Genomic DNA, 15,572 nt, shown 5'->3' with positions numbered 1-15,572 from the left:
GGAGTAGTGGGTTGACAACCGAATTCGTGCGCCACGATCTGGCCACAAGTCCCAACAGCGCAACCGAACCCGACCGCGTCCGGGTGATCCGCGAGGGGGTGGCTTCCTACCTCCCCGACATCGATCCCGAAGAGACCTCGGAGTGGTTGGAGTCCTTCGATGAACTGCTGGCGCGCTCCGGCCCGTCGCGGGCGCGCTATCTGATGTTGCGGCTGCTGGAGCGGGCGGGCGAGCAGCGCGTCGCCATTCCGTCGCTGACGTCCACCGACTACGTCAACACCATTCCCACCGAATTGGAGCCGTGGTTTCCCGGCGACGAGGACGTCGAACGGCGCTACCGGGCGTGGATCCGCTGGAACGCCGCGATCATGGTGCACCGCGCCCAGCGCCCGGGAGTTGGTGTGGGCGGCCACATTTCGACCTACGCGTCGTCCGCGGCGCTCTACGAGGTCGGCTTCAACCACTTCTTCCGGGGCAAGTCGCATCCCGGCGGCGGGGACCAGGTGTTCATCCAGGGCCACGCCTCCCCCGGCATCTACGCGCGGGCGTTCCTGGAGGGCCGGCTGACGACCGACCAACTCGACGGCTTCCGCCAGGAGCACAGCCATCCCGGCGGCGGCCTGCCGTCCTACCCCCACCCGCGGCTGATGCCCGACTTCTGGGAATTCCCCACGGTGTCGATGGGTCTGGGCCCGATGAACGCGATCTATCAGGCCCGGTTCAACCACTACCTGCACGACCGCGGCATCAAGGACACCTCCGACCAGCACGTGTGGTGCTTCCTGGGCGACGGCGAGATGGACGAGCCGGAAAGCCGCGGCCTGCTGCACGTCGGCGCGCTCGAGGGCCTGGACAACCTGACGTTCGTGATCAACTGCAACCTGCAGCGCCTCGACGGCCCGGTGCGCGGCAACGGCAAGATCATTCAGGAACTCGAGTCGTTCTTCCGCGGCGCCGGCTGGAACGTCATCAAGGTGGTCTGGGGCCGCGAGTGGGACGCCCTGCTGCACGCCGACCGCGACGGCGCGCTGGTGAACCTGATGAACACCACGCCCGACGGGGACTACCAGACCTACAAGGCCAACGACGGCGCCTACGTGCGCGACCACTTCTTCGGGCGCGACCCGCGCACCAAGGCACTCGTCGCGAACATGAGCGATTCCGAGATCTGGAATCTCAAGCGCGGCGGCCACGACTACCGCAAGGTCTACGCCGCCTACCGGGCCGCCGTCGACCACAAGGGGCAGCCCACGGTGATCCTGGCGAAGACCATCAAGGGCTACTCGCTGGGCGCGCACTTCCAGGGCCGCAACGCCACGCACCAGATGAAAAAGCTTGCGCTGCAAGACCTCAAGGACTTTCGCGACGCCATGCGGATACCGATCAACGACGCTCAGCTGGAAGAGGATCCGTACCTGCCGCCCTACTTCCACCCCGGCTCCGACGCCCCGGAGATCCGTTACATGATCGACCGCCGGCGCACCCTCGGGGGCTACCTTCCCGAGCGTCGGACGAAGGCCAAGGCGTTGCGGCTGCCCAGCCGCGACATCTACGCCGCGCTGAAGAAGGGCTCGGGCACCCAGGAGGTCGCCACCACCATGGCGACGGTGCGCACCTTCAAGGAAGTGTTGCGGGACAAGGAAGTTGGCCCGCGCATCGTGCCGATCATTCCCGACGAGGCGCGCACGTTCGGCATGGACTCGTGGTTCCCGTCGCTGAAGATCTACAACCGCAACGGCCAGCTGTACACCGCCGTGGACGCCGATCTGATGTTGGCCTACAAGGAAAGCGAAGTCGGCCACATCCTGCACGAGGGCATCAACGAGGCCGGGTCGGTGGGGTCGTTCATCGCGGCCGGCACCTCGTATGCGACGCACAACGAGCCGATGATCCCGATCTACATCTTCTATTCGATGTTCGGGTTCCAGCGCACCGGCGACGGCCTGTGGGCGGCCGCCGACCAGATGACGCGCGGCTTCTTGCTGGGGGCCACCGCGGGACGCACCACGCTCACCGGCGAGGGCCTGCAGCACGCCGACGGGCATTCGCTGCTGCTGGCGAGCACCAACCCGGCGGTGGTCGCCTACGACCCGGCGTTCGCCTACGAGATCGCCTACATCGTGGAAAGCGGGCTGGCCCGGATGTTCGGGCAGGACCCCGAGAACGTGTTCTTCTACATCACCGTCTACAACGAGCCGTACGTGCAGCCGCCCGAGCCGGACAACTTCGATCCCGAGGGCGTGTTGCGGGGCCTGTACCGCTACCACGTCGCCACCGAACAGCGCGCGAACAAGGCACAGATCCTGGCGTCGGGGGTGGCGATGCCGGCGGCGCTGGACGCCGCGAAGATGCTGGCCGCCGAATGGGACGTCGCCGCCGACGTGTGGTCGGTGACCAGCTGGGGCGAATTGAACCGCGACGGCGTCGCGGTGGACAGGGCGAGGCTGCGCTACCCGGACCGGCAGGCGGGCGTCCCGTACGTCACCCAGGCGCTGTCGGACGCCGTCGGCCCGGTGGTCGCCGTCTCGGACTGGATGCGCGCCGTTCCCGAGCAGATCCGGCCGTGGGTGCCCGGCACCTACGTCACCCTGGGGACCGACGGGTTCGGCTTCTCCGACACCCGGCCCGCGGCGCGGCGGTACTTCAACACCGACGCTGAGTCGCAGGTGGTGGCCGTGCTCGAGGCGCTGGCCCGCGACGGCGAGATCGACCCCTCGGTGCCGGTGGCCGCCGCCCGCCAGTACCGGATCGACGACGTGCAGGCCGCGCCGGAGCAGACGTCGGACCCCGGCGTGGCCTAAGGGCTGGCATAACGGCTGGCATAAGGGCTGGCGCGTGACTCCCCGGCTCGCCGAGCGCCCGGCCAGCCGGGGGCTGGGCATGGAGCGCCCGGCGAGCCGGGCGCTCCAGCCCTCCACCGGCCGCCGCTCGCCGAGCGTGCGCCCAGCCGCACGTTCGAGCACGGCGCCACGCGCCTCTTTGGCGGAAACTTCTAGAAAAGTCGCGTACGTTTTAGGCGTGAGTGACAATCCCTTCGCCGGCCCGTTCGCCAAGCATCCCCGGTCGCCGCTGGAAACGCTGGATTCGGTCCCCGAATCCGTGCTGCGCCGGCTCAAGCAGCACTCCGGGCGGCTGGCCACCGAGGCGGTCAACGCCATGCAGGACCGGTTGCCGTTCTTCGCCGAGCTGGAGGCGTCCCAACGGGCCAGCGTCGCGCTGGTGGTGCAGACGGCCGTCGTGAACTTCGTCGAATGGATGCAAGACCCACACAGCAACGTCAGCTACACCGCGCAGGCCTTCGAGCTGGTGCCCCAGGAGCTGCAGCGCCGGATCGCGTTGCGTCACAGCGTCGACATGGTCCGCGTCACCATGGACATCTTCGAGGAGGTCGTCCCGCTGCTGGCCCGCTCCGAGGAGCAGCTGACCGCGCTGACCGTGGGCATCCTGAAGTACACCCGCGACCTGGCGTTCACCGCGGCGGGGGCGTACGCCGACGCGGCCGAGGCGCGCGGCACCTGGGACAGCCGGATGGAGGCCAGCGTGGTCGACGCGGTGGTCCGCGGCGACACCGGCCCGGAACTGCTGTCCCGCGCGGCCGCCCTGAACTGGGACACCACCGAGCCCGCGACGGTGGTGGTCGGAACCCCGGCGCCCGGGCGCGACGGGTCGACCGGCCCCGGCGACAGTGAGCGCGCGAGTCAGCACGTCCGCGACATCGCCGCGCAGCACGGCCGTGCGGCCCTCACCGACGTGCACGGCACCTGGCTGGTCGCCATCGTGTCCGGGCAGTTGTCGCCGACCGACAAGTTCCTCGGGGAGCTGCTGGCCGCGTTCGCCGACGGCCCCGTGGTCGTCGGGCCGACGGCGCCCATGCTGACCGCGGCCTACCACAGCGCCAGCGAGGCGATATCCGGGATGAACGCCGTCGGTGGCTGGCGCGGGGCGCCGCGCCCCGTGCTGGCGCGCGAGCTCCTGCCGGAACGGGCCCTGATGGGCGACGCGTCGGCGATCGTGGCGCTGCACACCGACGTGATGGGGCCGTTGGCAGACGCCGGCCCGACGCTCATCGAAACTCTTGACGCTTACTTAGATTGTGGCGGCGCGATTGAAGCCTGTGCCAGAAAGTTGTTCGTTCATCCAAACACGGTGCGCTACCGACTCAAGCGGATCACCGACTTCACCGGGCGCGATCCCATGCAGCCGCGTGACGCATATGTCCTGCGAGTGGCGGCGACGGTGGGCCAGCTCAACTATCCGACGCATCCCGGCAGCGCCGCCAAGAACGCCATGCCCGTCGTTCCGCTGCCGGTCAAAGGGGCTGCGGTGGGCCAGATCGGGTGATAGTGACCCAGACGACAGGTCGCGGGACGATATCAAACCCGTAGCTTACGGAGCCGTTTTGTAGGGTGTACACAAAAACCTAAGACGAGGTTCATAATCTGTTACACCCGCCAAAACCGTTTCCACAGTGTTCTCTTAAACACGTGATTGCATTGCTTGCGCCCGGACAGGGTTCGCAGACCGAGGGGATGCTCTCGCCGTGGCTGGAGCTCGCCGGCGCCGCCGACCAGTTGGCGCTGTGGTCCAAGGCCAGCGGCCTCGACCTCGTGCGCCTGGGCACCACCGCATCGACCGACGAGATCACCGACACCGCGGTCACCCAGCCGCTGGTCGTCGCGGCCACGCTGCTCGCACACCAGGAGCTGACCAAGCGCGGCCTGCTCGCCGGTGAAGACCTGGTCGTGGCCGGTCACTCCGTCGGTGAGATCGCCGCCTACGCGATCGCCGGCGTGATGGCCGCGGACGACGCCGTCGCCCTGGCCGCCACCCGGGGCGCCGAGATGGCCAAGGCGTGCGCCGTCGAGCCCACCGGCATGTCCGCGGTGCTCGGCGGTGACGAGGCCGAGGTCCTCGCCCGCCTCGAGCAGCTCGACCTGTTCCCCGCCAACCGCAACGCCGCCGGGCAGATCGTCGCCGCCGGCTCGCTGGACGCGTTGGAGAAGCTCGCCGAAGACCCGCCGGCCAAGGCCCGCGTGCGCGCGCTGGGGGTGGCCGGTGCGTTCCACACCAAGTACATGGCGTCGGCGCTCGACGGTTATGCCGCCGCGGCCGCCGCCGTCCAGACGTCCGAGCCCACCGCGACGCTGCTGTCGAACCGTGACGGCAAGCCCGTCGCCTCGGCCCCCGCGGCGATGGAGGCGTTGGTCGCCCAGCTGACCCGGCCGGTGCGCTGGGACCTGTGCACCGCGACGCTGCGCGAGCTGGAAGTCGGTGCGGCCGTGGAGTTCCCGCCCGCGGGCACGCTCACCGGTATCGCCAAACGAGAACTTCGGGGAGTTACGGCTCGCGCCGTCAAGTCGCCCGCAGACCTGGACGCTTTGGCCGAGCTCTAAGTCGGCCGCATCCAGTACAACCACATAGCACGTCAGTTCGACTATCTCACAACACATTACGAAGGGAAGCACGCTGTGGCTGTCAGCCAGGAAGAAATCATCGCCGGTATCGCCGAGATCATCGAAGAGGTCACCGGTATCGAGCCCTCCGAGGTCACCCCGGAGAAGTCCTTCGTCGACGACCTGGACATCGACTCGCTGTCGATGGTCGAGATCGCCGTGCAGACCGAGGACAAGTACGGCGTCAAGATCCCGGACGAGGACCTCGCCGGTCTGCGTACCGTCGGTGACGTCGTCTCCTACATCCAGAAGCTCGAGGAAGAGAACCCCGAGGCTGCCGAGGCGCTGCGCGCCAAGCTGGAGACCGAGAACCCCGACGCGGTCGCCAACGTCAAGGCAAGGCTGGAAGCGGACACCAAGTGAGTAAGCCTTCCACTGCTAACGGCGGTTACCCCAGCGTTGTGGTAACCGCCGTCACGGCGACGACGTCGATCGCGCCGGACGTCGAGAGCACGTGGAAGGGTTTGTTGGCCGGCGAAAGCGGCATCCACGTCCTCGAAGACGACTACATCACCAAGTGGGACCTGCCCGTCCGGATCGGTGGACACCTCAAGGAGCCCATCGACGAGCAGATGAGCAGGCTCGACATGCGACGTATGTCGTACGTCCAACGGCTGGCCAAGCTGCTCAGCACCCAGCTGTGGGAGAGCGCCGGCAACCCGGAGCTCGATCCCGACCGGTTCTCGGTCGTGGTCGGCACCGGCCTCGGTGGCGCCGAAAGGATCGTGGAGAGCTACGACCTGATGAACGAGGGCGGCCCCCGCAAGGTGTCGCCGCTGGCCGTCCAGATGATCATGCCCAACGGCGCCGCCGCCGTGGTGGGCCTGCAGCTCGGCGCCCGCGCCGGGGTGATCACCCCGGTGTCGGCGTGTTCGTCGGGCTCCGAAGCGATCGCCCACGCCTGGCGTCAGATCGTCATGGGTGACGCGGACGTCGCCGTGTGCGGTGGCGTCGAGGGCCCCATCGAGGCGCTGCCGATCGCGGCGTTTTCGATGATGCGGGCCATGTCGACTCGCAACGATGAGCCCGAGCGCGCATCGCGGCCGTTCGACAAGGACCGCGACGGCTTCGTGTTCGGCGAGGCCGGTGCGCTGATGCTCATCGAGACCGAGGAGCACGCCAAGGCCCGCGGCGCCAAGCCGCTGGCCCGGTTGATGGGTGCCGGCATCACCTCGGACGCGTTCCACATGGTGGCCCCGGCGGCCGACGGTGTGCGTGCGGGTCGGGCGATGACGCGGTCGCTCGAGCTGGCGGGGTTGTCCCCCAAGGACGTTGACCACGTCAACGCGCACGGGACCGCCACGCCGATCGGTGACACCGCGGAGGCCAACGCCATCCGCGTCGCCGGTTGCCAGCAGGCCGCGGTCTACGCGCCGAAGTCGGCGCTGGGCCACTCGATCGGTGCGGTCGGGGCGCTGGAGTCGGTGCTCACGGTGCTGAGCCTGCGCGACGGCGTCATTCCACCCACCCTCAATTACGAAACCCCCGACCCCGAGATCGACCTGGATGTTGTTGCGGGCGAACCTCGCTACGGCGATTTCCGTTACGCGATCAACAACTCGTTCGGCTTCGGTGGCCACAACGTGGCACTCGCCTTCGGGCGTTACTAGAGCTGGCGTCCGGCGACGACGCGGGCCGCAAACGGCCCGAGGAGGAGCCGGACACCACGGAAGGTGGCGACCCGCGTCCCAGCCCCGCCGGGTTCGCGGTCACCACTTAGCAGGAAAGGAACGTTCGCAAGACCCATGACAGAGCTGGTTACCGGGAAGACCCTCCCGAACGTGGTCGTCACTGGCGTTGCCATGACGACCGCACTGGCGACTGACGCCGAGACCACCTGGAAGCTGTTGCTGGACAGCCAAAGTGGTATCCGCAAACTCGAGGACCCGTTCGTCGAGGAGTTTGACCTGCCGGTACGCATCGGCGGTCATCTGTTAGAGGAATTCGACAGCCAGCTGACCCGCGTCGAGCTGCGCCGGTCGGGCTACCTGCAACGGATGTCGACGATCTTGGGCCGGCGGGTCTGGGAGAACGCCGGCTCGCCCGAGGTCGACAGCGACCGCTTGCTGGTGTCGATCGGTACCGGTTTGGGCTCGTCGGAAGAGATGGTCTTCAGCTACGACGACATGCGCGCCCGTGGCATGAAGGCGGTCTCCCCCCTCGGTGTGCAGAAGTACATGCCCAACGGCGCGTCGGCGGCGGTGGGTCTGGAACGGCACGCCAAGGCCGGGGTCCTCACGCCCATATCGGCGTGCGCGTCGGGCTCCGAGGGCATCGCCCAGGCGTGGCGCAACATCGTCTTCGGCGAAGCCGACATCGCGATCTGCGGTGGCGTCGAAACGAAGATCGAAGCGGTGCCGATTGCGGCGTTCGCCCAGATGCGGATCGTGATGTCGACCAAGAACGACGACCCCGTCGGCGCGTGCCGCCCGTTCGACCGCGACCGGACCGGCTTCGTGTTCGGCGAGGCCGGCGCGCTCATGGTGATCGAGACCGAGGAGCACGCCAAGGCCCGCGGGGCCAACATCTTGGCCCGCATCATGGGGGCGAGCATCACCTCCGACGGCTACCACATGGTGGCCCCCGACCCCAACGGCGAACGCGCCGGGCACGCCATGAGCCGCGCCATCCAGCTCGCCGGGCTCTCCCCCAGCGACATCCACCACGTCAACGCCCACGCCACCGGCACCTCGGTCGGCGACGTCGCCGAGGGCAGGGCCATCAACAACGCCCTGGGCCCCCACGGCGGCAACGCCGCCGTCTACGCCCCCAAGGCCGCCCTGGGCCACTCCGTGGGCGCCGTGGGCGCCGTCGAATCGATCCTGACCGTGCTCGCGCTGCGCGACCAAGTCGTGCCGCCCACGCTGAACCTGGAAAACCTCGACCCCGAGATCGACCTGGACGTGGTGGCCGGCAAACCCCGCCCCGGCAACTACGAGTACGCGATCAACAACTCGTTCGGCTTCGGCGGACACAACGTGGCCATCGCCTTCGGGCGGTACTAAACCGAGCAACACCGGAATATCAGGAGACTGCGATGACTATCACGGCCCCCGAGGCGGTCGGCGAGTCGCTCGACCCCCGCGACCCGCTGTTGCGCTTGAGCAATTTCTTCGACGACGACAGCGTCGAACTCCTGCACGAGCGTGACCGCTCCGGCGTGCTTGCGGCCGCCGGGACCGTGAACGGTGTGCGCACCATCGCGTTCTGCACCGACGGCACCGTGATGGGCGGCGCCATGGGCATCGAGGGCTGCACGCACATCGTCGACGCCTACGACACCGCCATCGAGGAGCAGAGCCCGATCGTGGGCATCTGGCACTCCGGTGGCGCCCGGCTGGCCGAGGGTGTGAAGGCGCTGCACGCGGTGGGCCTGGTGTTCGAGGCGATGATCCGCGCCTCGGGCTATGTCCCGCAGATCTCGGTGGTCGTCGGCTTCGCGGCCGGCGGCGCCGCCTACGGGCCGGCGCTGACCGACGTCGTCGTGATGGCGCCGGAGAGCCGGGTGTTCGTCACGGGCCCGGACGTGGTGCGCAGCGTCACCGGCGAGGACGTCGACATGGCCTCGCTCGGTGGCCCCGAGACCCACCACAAGAAGTCCGGGGTGTGCCACATCGTCGCCGACGACGAGCTCGACGCCTACGAGCGCGGCCGCCGGCTGGTCGGATTGTTCTGCCAGCAGGGCCATTTCGACCGCACCAAGGCCGAGGCCGGCGACACCGACATCCACGCGCTGCTGCCCGAGTCGGCGCGGCGGGCCTACGACGTGCGCCCGATCGTGACCGCGATCCTCGACGACGAGACGCCGTTCGACGAGTTCCAGGCCAACTGGGCGCCGTCGATGGTGATCGGGCTGGGCCGGCTGTCGGGCCGCACGGTCGGCGTGCTGGCCAACAACCCACTGCGCCTCGGCGGCTGCCTGAACTCCGAAAGCGCCGAGAAGGCAGCGCGTTTCGTGCGTCTGTGTGACGCGTTCGGCATTCCGCTGGTGGTGGTCGTCGACGTGCCGGGTTATCTGCCCGGTGTCGACCAGGAGTGGGGCGGCGTGGTGCGCCGCGGCGCCAAGCTGCTGCACGCGTTCGGCGAGTGCACGGTTCCGCGCGTCACGCTGGTCACCCGAAAGACCTACGGCGGGGCCTACATTGCGATGAACTCCCGCTCGCTCAACGCGACCAAGGTGTACGCCTGGCCGGACGCCGAGGTCGCGGTGATGGGCGCCAAGGCCGCCGTGGGCATTCTGCACAAGAAGAAGCTGGCCGCCGCGCCCGAGCACGAGCGCGAGGCGCTGCACGACGAGCTGGCCGCCGAGCACGAGCGGATCGCGGGCGGCGTGGACAGCGCCATCGAGATCGGCGTGGTCGACGAGAAGATCGACCCGTCGCACACCCGCAGCAAGCTCACCGAGGCGCTGGCGCAGGCGCCCGCGCGCCGCGGCCGCCACAAGAACATCCCGCTGTAAGTCACCTACTTACCGCGGACGTAACGCCACGGCGAAAATCGCGACAGAAGTCGCCGCCACGTTACGCCCGCGGCTCCGTTCCGTAGCGGACCTCGCTTCCTCGCCGGCGGGTGTCGGCCAGCAGCATCGGCTCCAGCTTGCTCTGCGGACAATACTGCGCGGGAGGTTCCGGGCTGAGTCCCACGAACGGCGCGAAGATGGCGTCGATGTCCATGGCGGGCGCTTGGTCCACGCTGTTCAGCGTCGGCTTGACCACCATGCCGGAAACCCCATCGGCGACCGCGTGCACCTGATCGCTCAACCCCAGACCGCGCAGAATCTCCAGGCTGCGAAAGCTCAGGTTGCGGGCTTTCGGATAGATGAAGACTTCGCGACGCTTCTCGATCAGCATCGACCGGACCCCATACTTGGCCAGCAGCGCGGAGGTGGCGAGCCCGGCCGCGCCGGCACCGACGATGAGCACGGGAACCCGCGACGCCATCTCGCCCCCTTCCGATGCGACGGATCCCATGTATCGAGATCGCCTATCCCTGCGCTGCAGCGTAGTGGAGGATGAACGCGTGAGCCTCTCAGCACCGGCAATGCTGGACGTCGCGTTCGAGGAAGCGCGGTCCGGGCTGGCCGAGGGCGGCATCCCCATCGGCGCCGCCCTGTTCACCGCCGACGGCGTCCTGCTCGGGCGCGGCCGCAATCGCCGTGTGCAACAAGGTGATCCGTCGTTGCACGCCGAGGTCGACGCGTTTCGCGCCGCCGGCAGACAGCGCGACTACCGCTCCACGGTGATGGTGACGACGCTGTCGCCGTGCTGGTATTGCAGCGGCCTGGTGCGCCAGTTCAACATCGGCGCGCTGGTGGTGGGCGAATCCCGCACGTTCACCGGCGGGCACGAATGGCTGGCGCAGCACGGCGTGACGGTCACCGTGGTCGATGACCCGCGCTGCACACAAATGATGTCCGCCTTCGTCGCCGAGCACCCCGAGCTGTGGCACGAGGACATCGGGCGGGCGCCCTAACCGAACCGCGCCAGAAACTCCTCGGCCACCGCGACGGCCCGCTCCCGATCGCGCGACACCAGGCCGATCCTCGTCCGCCGGTCGAGCAGGTCGGAGACGTCCAGCGCGCCCTCGTGGGTGATCGCGTACTCGAATTCGGCTCGGGTCACGTCGATTCCCTCGACGGCTGGCTCGCTCGGCCGCTCGCAGGCGGCGCCGGCGACGACCTTGGCAGCCTCGGCGCCGTAGCGCGACACCAGCGACTCGGGCAGCCCGGCGTCCGGCGCCGCGATGATCCCCGGGTTGGCCGGCGCCCCGATCAGCGGCAAGTTGCGGGTCTGGCATTTCGCGGCGCGCAGTCGCCGCGCCCGGACGGCGCGATCCAGCACGTCTTCTGCCATGTAACGGTATTCGGTCAGCTTGCCGCCGATCACGCTGATCACCCCGGACGCCGACTCGACGACGGCGTGCTCGCGGGAGACGTCGGCGGTGCGGCCCTCGCCGGTGTCGATCAGCGGCCGCAGCCCGGCGTAGGCACCGATCACGTCGGTGGCGGTGAGGCCCGTCCCCAACGCGGTGTTCACCGTGTCGAGCAGGAACGTGATCTCGTCGACCGATGGCTCGGGCACATCCGGGATCGGGCCGGGCGCCGCCTCGTCGGTCAGGCCCAGGTAGACCCGGCCCAGCTGCTCGGGCATGGCGAAGACGAAGCGGTTGAGCTCGCCCGGAATCGGAATCGTCAGCGCCGCAGTCGGATTGCCGAACATGGCGGCGTCGAACACCAGGTGCGTCCCGCGGCTGGGTCGCAACTTCAACGAGCCGTCGATCTCGCCCGCCCACACCCCGGCCGCGTTGACGACGGCGCGAGCCGAGACGTCGAAGGACTCGCCCGTGCGCGCATCGGTCAACCGCACCGAGGTGCCGGTGGCCCGTGACGCCGACACATGGGTGAGGATCCGGGCGCCGTGCTGCGCCGCGGTGCGCGCGACGGCGGTGACCAGCCGGGCGTCGTCGATCAATTGCCCGTCGTAGGCCAACAACCCACCGTCGAGGCCGTCGCGCCGCACGGTGGGAGCCATTTCCACGACGCGGCGCGCCGAAATCCGGCGCGACCGAGGCAAAGTCGAGGCCGGCGTGCCCGCCAGCGCCCGCAAAAGGTCACCGGCCAGGAACCCACCCCGCACCAGCGCCCGCTTGCCCGGGCTCATCGACGGCAACAGCGGCACCAGCTGCGGCATCGCCCGAACGAGGTGGGGCGCGTTGCGGGTTATCAAGATTCCGCGCTCGATGGCGCTGCGGCGGGCGATGCCCACGTTGCCGGTCGCCAGGTAGCGCAGGCCGCCGTGGACGAGTTTGGAACTCCAGCGGCTGGTGCCGAACGCCAGGTCGTGCTTTTCCACCAGCGCGACGCGCAGCCCGCGCGCCGCGGCGTCCAGCGCGATCCCTGCGCCGGTGATGCCGCCGCCGATCACCACGACGTCCAGCGGCTCGCCCTCGGCGAGCGCGGTCAGGTCGGCGGCGCGCCGCGCGGCGTTCAAGGCGGTGGGGTCAGGAATCACGACAGGTATCCGTTCAGCGAGTGGGCCAGCTCGGCGGCCAGCGCGTCGGCGTCGAGCATCGGTGCGACGATGCGCGCCGACTGGATGGTCGACTGCGCGATCAGCAACACCATGGTGGCCATCTGGACCGGGTCGCCGCTGCGGACGCTGCCGTGGCGCTGGGCGACTCGCAGGCGGGCGGCCAGGGCGTCGATCAACATGCGCTGGCTGGTCCCGAGGCGCTCGGTGATGTAGGTGGTCGCGAGCTCCGAGTGCAGGACCGACATCACCAGCGGGTCCTGGCGCAGCAGGTCGGCCACTGTAACGATCTGTCGCACAAGCGATTCCCGGTCGTCGCCGAGCAGCGGCGCGTCGCTCATCACCTCGGTGACGTGCCGGGTCAAGAGCGCCGCGACGACCGAGTGGGTGTCCGGCCAGCGCCGGTAGACCGTCGGCCTGCTGACTCCCGCGCGTCGGGCAATCTCGGCGAGGGTCACCCGGTCCACGCCGAAGTCGACCACACAACTGGCGGCCGCCGCGAGGATCCGCTCCCCGACATCCAGCTCGTTACGGATTGACAACATATGTAATACTGTAACGCATGACGCATCCCGAGGGGCTCCTGCCGCCCATGAAATGGAACGCGTGGGGAGATCCCGCCGCGGCCAAGCCCCTCTCGGAAGGGATCCGGTCGTTGCTGCAGCAGGCCGTGGGGGTCGAGGGGTCCCCCGCGGCCGAACTGCAACCCGACCAGGTGGAGCTGCGGCCGTCGGCGTTGTCGCCGACCGATCGGGAGGCGCTGGCCGCCATCGTCGGCGCCGACTACTGCCGCACGGCGGACTCCGACCGGTTGCTGCACGCGGGCGGCAAGTCCACCGTCGACCTGCTCAACCGCAAACAACGCGGGCCGCAGGACGCGCCCGACGCCGTCTTGCTGCCGGCCGACGAGGACGCCGTCGCCGCGATCCTGCGCCACTGCAGCGAGCACCGCATCGCCGTCGTGCCCTTCGGCGGGGGCACCAGCGTGGTCGGCGGGCTGGACCCGCAACGCGCCCAGTTCGGCGCCGTCGTCTCGCTCGACCTCCGTCGCCTCGATCGGCTGATCTCGCTCGACGAGGTGTCCGGCCAGGCCGTCTTGGAGGCGGGCGTCACCGGGCCCGGCGCCGAAAGACTCCTTGGCGCACACGGCTTTTCGCTCGGCCATTTCCCGCAGAGCTTCGAGTACGCCACCATCGGCGGCTTCGCCGCGACCCGCTCGTCCGGGCAGGACTCGGCGGGCTACGGCCGGTTCAACGACATGGTCCGCGGGCTGCGGGTGATCACCCCGGTGGGCACCCTGGACCTGGGCCGCGCACCGGAATCGGCCGCGGGCCCCGATCTGCGTCAGCTGCTGATCGGCTCGGAAGGAACCCTGGGCGTCATCACCCGGGTGCGGCTGCGGGTCCACCGTGCCCCGGCGGCCGTGCGCTACGAGGCCTGGTCGTTCCCCGATTTCGAGACCGGCGCCGCTGCCCTGCGGGCCGTCACCCAAAATGCCACCGGCCCCACCGTCGTTCGGCTTTCCGACGAGGCCGAGACGGGGGTCAACCTGGCCACCACCGAGGCGATCGGCGAATCCCAGATCACCGGCGGATGCCTGGCCATCACCATGTTCGAGGGCACCGAGGAGCACGTCGAGAGCCGGCACGCGGAAACCAGCGCGCTGCTCGCGGCCCGCGGCGGCACCTCGCTGGGCGAGGGGCCCGCGCGGGCGTGGGAGCGTGGCCGGTTCGGCGCGCCCTACCTGCGCGACTCGCTGCTCGCGGCCGGTGCGCTGTGCGAGACGCTGGAGACCGCCACCGACTGGTCGAACATCACCGCGCTGAAAACCGCTGTCACCCAGGCACTCACCGACTCCCTCGCCGAAACCGGCACCCCGGCGCTGGTGATGTGTCACATTTCGCACGTCTACGCATGCGGCGCCTCGTTGTACTTCACCGTCGTCGCGGGCCAGCGCGGCAACCCGATCGAACAATGGAAGACCGCGAAAAGGGCGGCGTCGGATGCGATCATGGCCACCGGCGGGACCATCACCCACCACCACGCGGTCGGCGCCGATCACCGGCCGTGGATGCGCGACGAGATCGGCGAGTTGGGAGTGCAGGTGTTGCGCGCGGTCAAGGCGACCCTGGATCCGGCCGGAATCCTCAATCCCGGCAAGCTGATTCCGTGACTCCGCTGCGCCGGCGCGAGGTCGGCAAGGTGATCGCGCTGACCAACCCGATCTCGGGGCACGGCACCGCCGTGCGCGCCGCGCAGGTCGCGATCGCCAGGCTGCACAAGCGGGGGGTGGAGGTCGTCGAGATCATCGGCGACGACGCCGACGACGCGCGGCACCTGGTCGGCGCGGCGCTGGACAAGGGCGCCGACGCGGTCATGGTGACCGGCGGCGACGGCGTCGTCTCCAACGCGCTGCAGGTGTTGGCGGGCACCGACATTCCCGTCGGCATCGTTCCCGCGGGAACCGGCAACGACCATGCCCGCGCATTCGGCATCCCCACCCAGGACCCCGAGGCGGCCGCGGACCTCGTCGTCGACGGCTGGACCGAAACCATTGACCTGGGCCGGATTACGGACAGCGAAGGGGTGAGCAAGTGGTTCGGCACCGTGGCGGCCACGGGCTTCGATTCGCTGGTCACCGATCGCGCCAACCGGATGCGCTGGCCGCACGGTCGGCTGCGCTACTACCTCGCGATGCTCGCCGAGCTGTCGCAGTTGCGGCTCTTACCCTTTCGCTTGGTGCTCGACGGCACCACGGAGATCGACGCCGACATCACGCTGGCCGCCTTCGGCAACACCCGCAGCTACGGCGGCGGCATGCGGATCTGTCCCGCCGCCGATTACACCGACGGCCTGCTCGACATCACCATGGTGCACTCGGCATCCCGCACCAAGCTGGTCCGCCTGTTCCCCACCGTGATGAAGGGCACGCACGTCGACCTCGACGAGGTGAGCACCGCGCGCGCCCGATCGATCCACGTCGAGTGCCCCGGCATCAACGTCTACGCCGACGGCGACTTCGCGTGCGCGTTGCCGGCCGAGATCTCCGTGGTGCCAGGCGCTCTGCAGATTTTGCGCCCGGCCCGGTAGC

Annotated in this window: 12 protein-coding genes and 1 pseudogene; 10 read left to right on the top strand and 3 right to left on the bottom strand. The window is 69.3% G+C overall.

The annotated features are described in order from the left end of the window. Nucleotides 1-11 precede the first annotated feature (11 nt). The 7 genes from aceE to OCU_RS35690 all read left to right on the top strand — a co-directional run bounded on the left by aceE (nt 12) and on the right by OCU_RS35690 (nt 9,912). Nucleotides 12-2,801, top strand: coding sequence for a pyruvate dehydrogenase (acetyl-transferring), homodimeric type (gene aceE, locus OCU_RS35720; protein WP_008255911.1), 2,790 nt, complete (start codon nt 12-14; stop codon nt 2,799-2,801). Nucleotides 2,802-3,018: 217 nt separating this feature from the next. Continuing rightward, entirely contained in the window at nt 3,019-4,341 is a 1,323-nt protein-coding gene (locus OCU_RS35715; RefSeq protein ID WP_014379921.1) for a PucR family transcriptional regulator, read from the top strand. Between the two features lie 143 nt (nt 4,342-4,484). Further along, nucleotides 4,485-5,393 (top strand): ACP S-malonyltransferase, encoded by a 909-nt coding sequence (locus OCU_RS35710; RefSeq protein WP_009952717.1) that lies wholly within the window; start codon nt 4,485-4,487, stop codon nt 5,391-5,393. A 75-nt stretch (nt 5,394-5,468) separates the two neighbouring features. Continuing rightward, on the top strand, nt 5,469-5,816 hold the full coding sequence (gene acpM, locus OCU_RS35705; protein WP_008255908.1) for a meromycolate extension acyl carrier protein AcpM: 348 nt from the start codon (nt 5,469-5,471) through the stop codon (nt 5,814-5,816). Beyond that, nucleotides 5,813-7,063, top strand: coding sequence for a 3-oxoacyl-ACP synthase KasA (kasA, locus tag OCU_RS35700; RefSeq protein ID WP_008255907.1), 1,251 nt, complete (start codon nt 5,813-5,815; stop codon nt 7,061-7,063). Before acpM ends, kasA begins: the two co-directional genes overlap by 4 nt. A gap of 135 nt (nt 7,064-7,198) precedes the next feature. Further along, nucleotides 7,199-8,458, top strand: a complete 1,260-nt coding sequence (gene kasB, locus OCU_RS35695; RefSeq protein WP_020188878.1) for a 3-oxoacyl-ACP synthase KasB — start codon at nt 7,199-7,201, stop codon at nt 8,456-8,458. A 32-nt stretch (nt 8,459-8,490) separates the two neighbouring features. Beyond that, nucleotides 8,491-9,912, top strand: a complete 1,422-nt coding sequence (locus tag OCU_RS35690; protein ID WP_008255905.1) for an acyl-CoA carboxylase subunit beta — start codon at nt 8,491-8,493, stop codon at nt 9,910-9,912. Between the two features lie 73 nt (nt 9,913-9,985). Here the strand turns inward: OCU_RS35690 and OCU_RS35685 are convergent. Continuing rightward, nucleotides 9,986-10,393, bottom strand: a pseudogene (locus OCU_RS35685) (FAD-dependent monooxygenase); the annotation flags it as partial. Between the two features lie 100 nt (nt 10,394-10,493). On the opposite strand from OCU_RS35685, the gene OCU_RS35680 reads away from it, so the two are divergent. Further along, the gene (locus OCU_RS35680) at nt 10,494-10,925 is read left to right on the top strand and encodes a nucleoside deaminase (protein ID WP_014379918.1); all 432 of its coding nucleotides are present in this window, start codon (nt 10,494-10,496) and stop codon (nt 10,923-10,925) included. Here the strand turns inward: OCU_RS35680 and OCU_RS35675 are convergent. Then, on the bottom strand, nt 10,922-12,463 hold the full coding sequence (locus OCU_RS35675) for a glycerol-3-phosphate dehydrogenase/oxidase (protein ID WP_014379917.1): 1,542 nt from the start codon (nt 12,461-12,463) through the stop codon (nt 10,922-10,924). The two genes, OCU_RS35680 and OCU_RS35675, sit on opposite strands and share 4 nt — an antisense overlap. Further along, a complete protein-coding gene (locus OCU_RS35670; protein WP_009957851.1) occupies nt 12,460-13,026 on the bottom strand; it encodes a TetR/AcrR family transcriptional regulator in 567 nt (188 codons plus the stop codon). Before OCU_RS35670 ends, OCU_RS35675 begins: the two co-directional genes overlap by 4 nt. A gap of 47 nt (nt 13,027-13,073) precedes the next feature. Between OCU_RS35670 and OCU_RS35665 the strand changes: the two genes are divergently transcribed. Together OCU_RS35665 and OCU_RS35660 are read left to right on the top strand one after the other, a co-directional pair. After that, entirely contained in the window at nt 13,074-14,654 is a 1,581-nt protein-coding gene (locus tag OCU_RS35665; RefSeq protein ID WP_085981103.1) for an FAD-binding oxidoreductase, read from the top strand. Further along, nucleotides 14,651-15,571, top strand: coding sequence for a diacylglycerol kinase (locus OCU_RS35660; RefSeq protein ID WP_014379915.1), 921 nt, complete (start codon nt 14,651-14,653; stop codon nt 15,569-15,571). Before OCU_RS35665 ends, OCU_RS35660 begins: the two co-directional genes overlap by 4 nt. The last annotated feature ends 1 nt before the right edge of the window (nt 15,572 follow it).

This window comes from Mycobacterium intracellulare ATCC 13950, from assembly GCF_000277125.1.
Lineage (GTDB): Bacteria > Actinomycetota > Actinomycetes > Mycobacteriales > Mycobacteriaceae > Mycobacterium > Mycobacterium intracellulare.
The sequence above is the reverse complement of the archived record's forward strand: the minus strand, read 5'-3'. Positions and strand labels throughout refer to the sequence as shown.

Coding starts and splice junctions, on each gene's coding strand:
- kasB (WP_020188878.1), top strand. CDS start 7,199: ATGACAGAGCTGGTTACCGGGAAGACCCTCCCGAACGTGGTCGTCACT.
- OCU_RS35690 (WP_008255905.1), top strand. CDS start 8,491: ATGACTATCACGGCCCCCGAGGCGGTCGGCGAGTCGCTCGACCCCCGC.
- OCU_RS35680 (WP_014379918.1), top strand. CDS start 10,494: ATGCTGGACGTCGCGTTCGAGGAAGCGCGGTCCGGGCTGGCCGAGGGC.
- OCU_RS35670 (WP_009957851.1), bottom strand. CDS start 13,026: ATGTTGTCAATCCGTAACGAGCTGGATGTCGGGGAGCGGATCCTCGCG.
- OCU_RS35665 (WP_085981103.1), top strand. CDS start 13,074: ATGAAATGGAACGCGTGGGGAGATCCCGCCGCGGCCAAGCCCCTCTCG.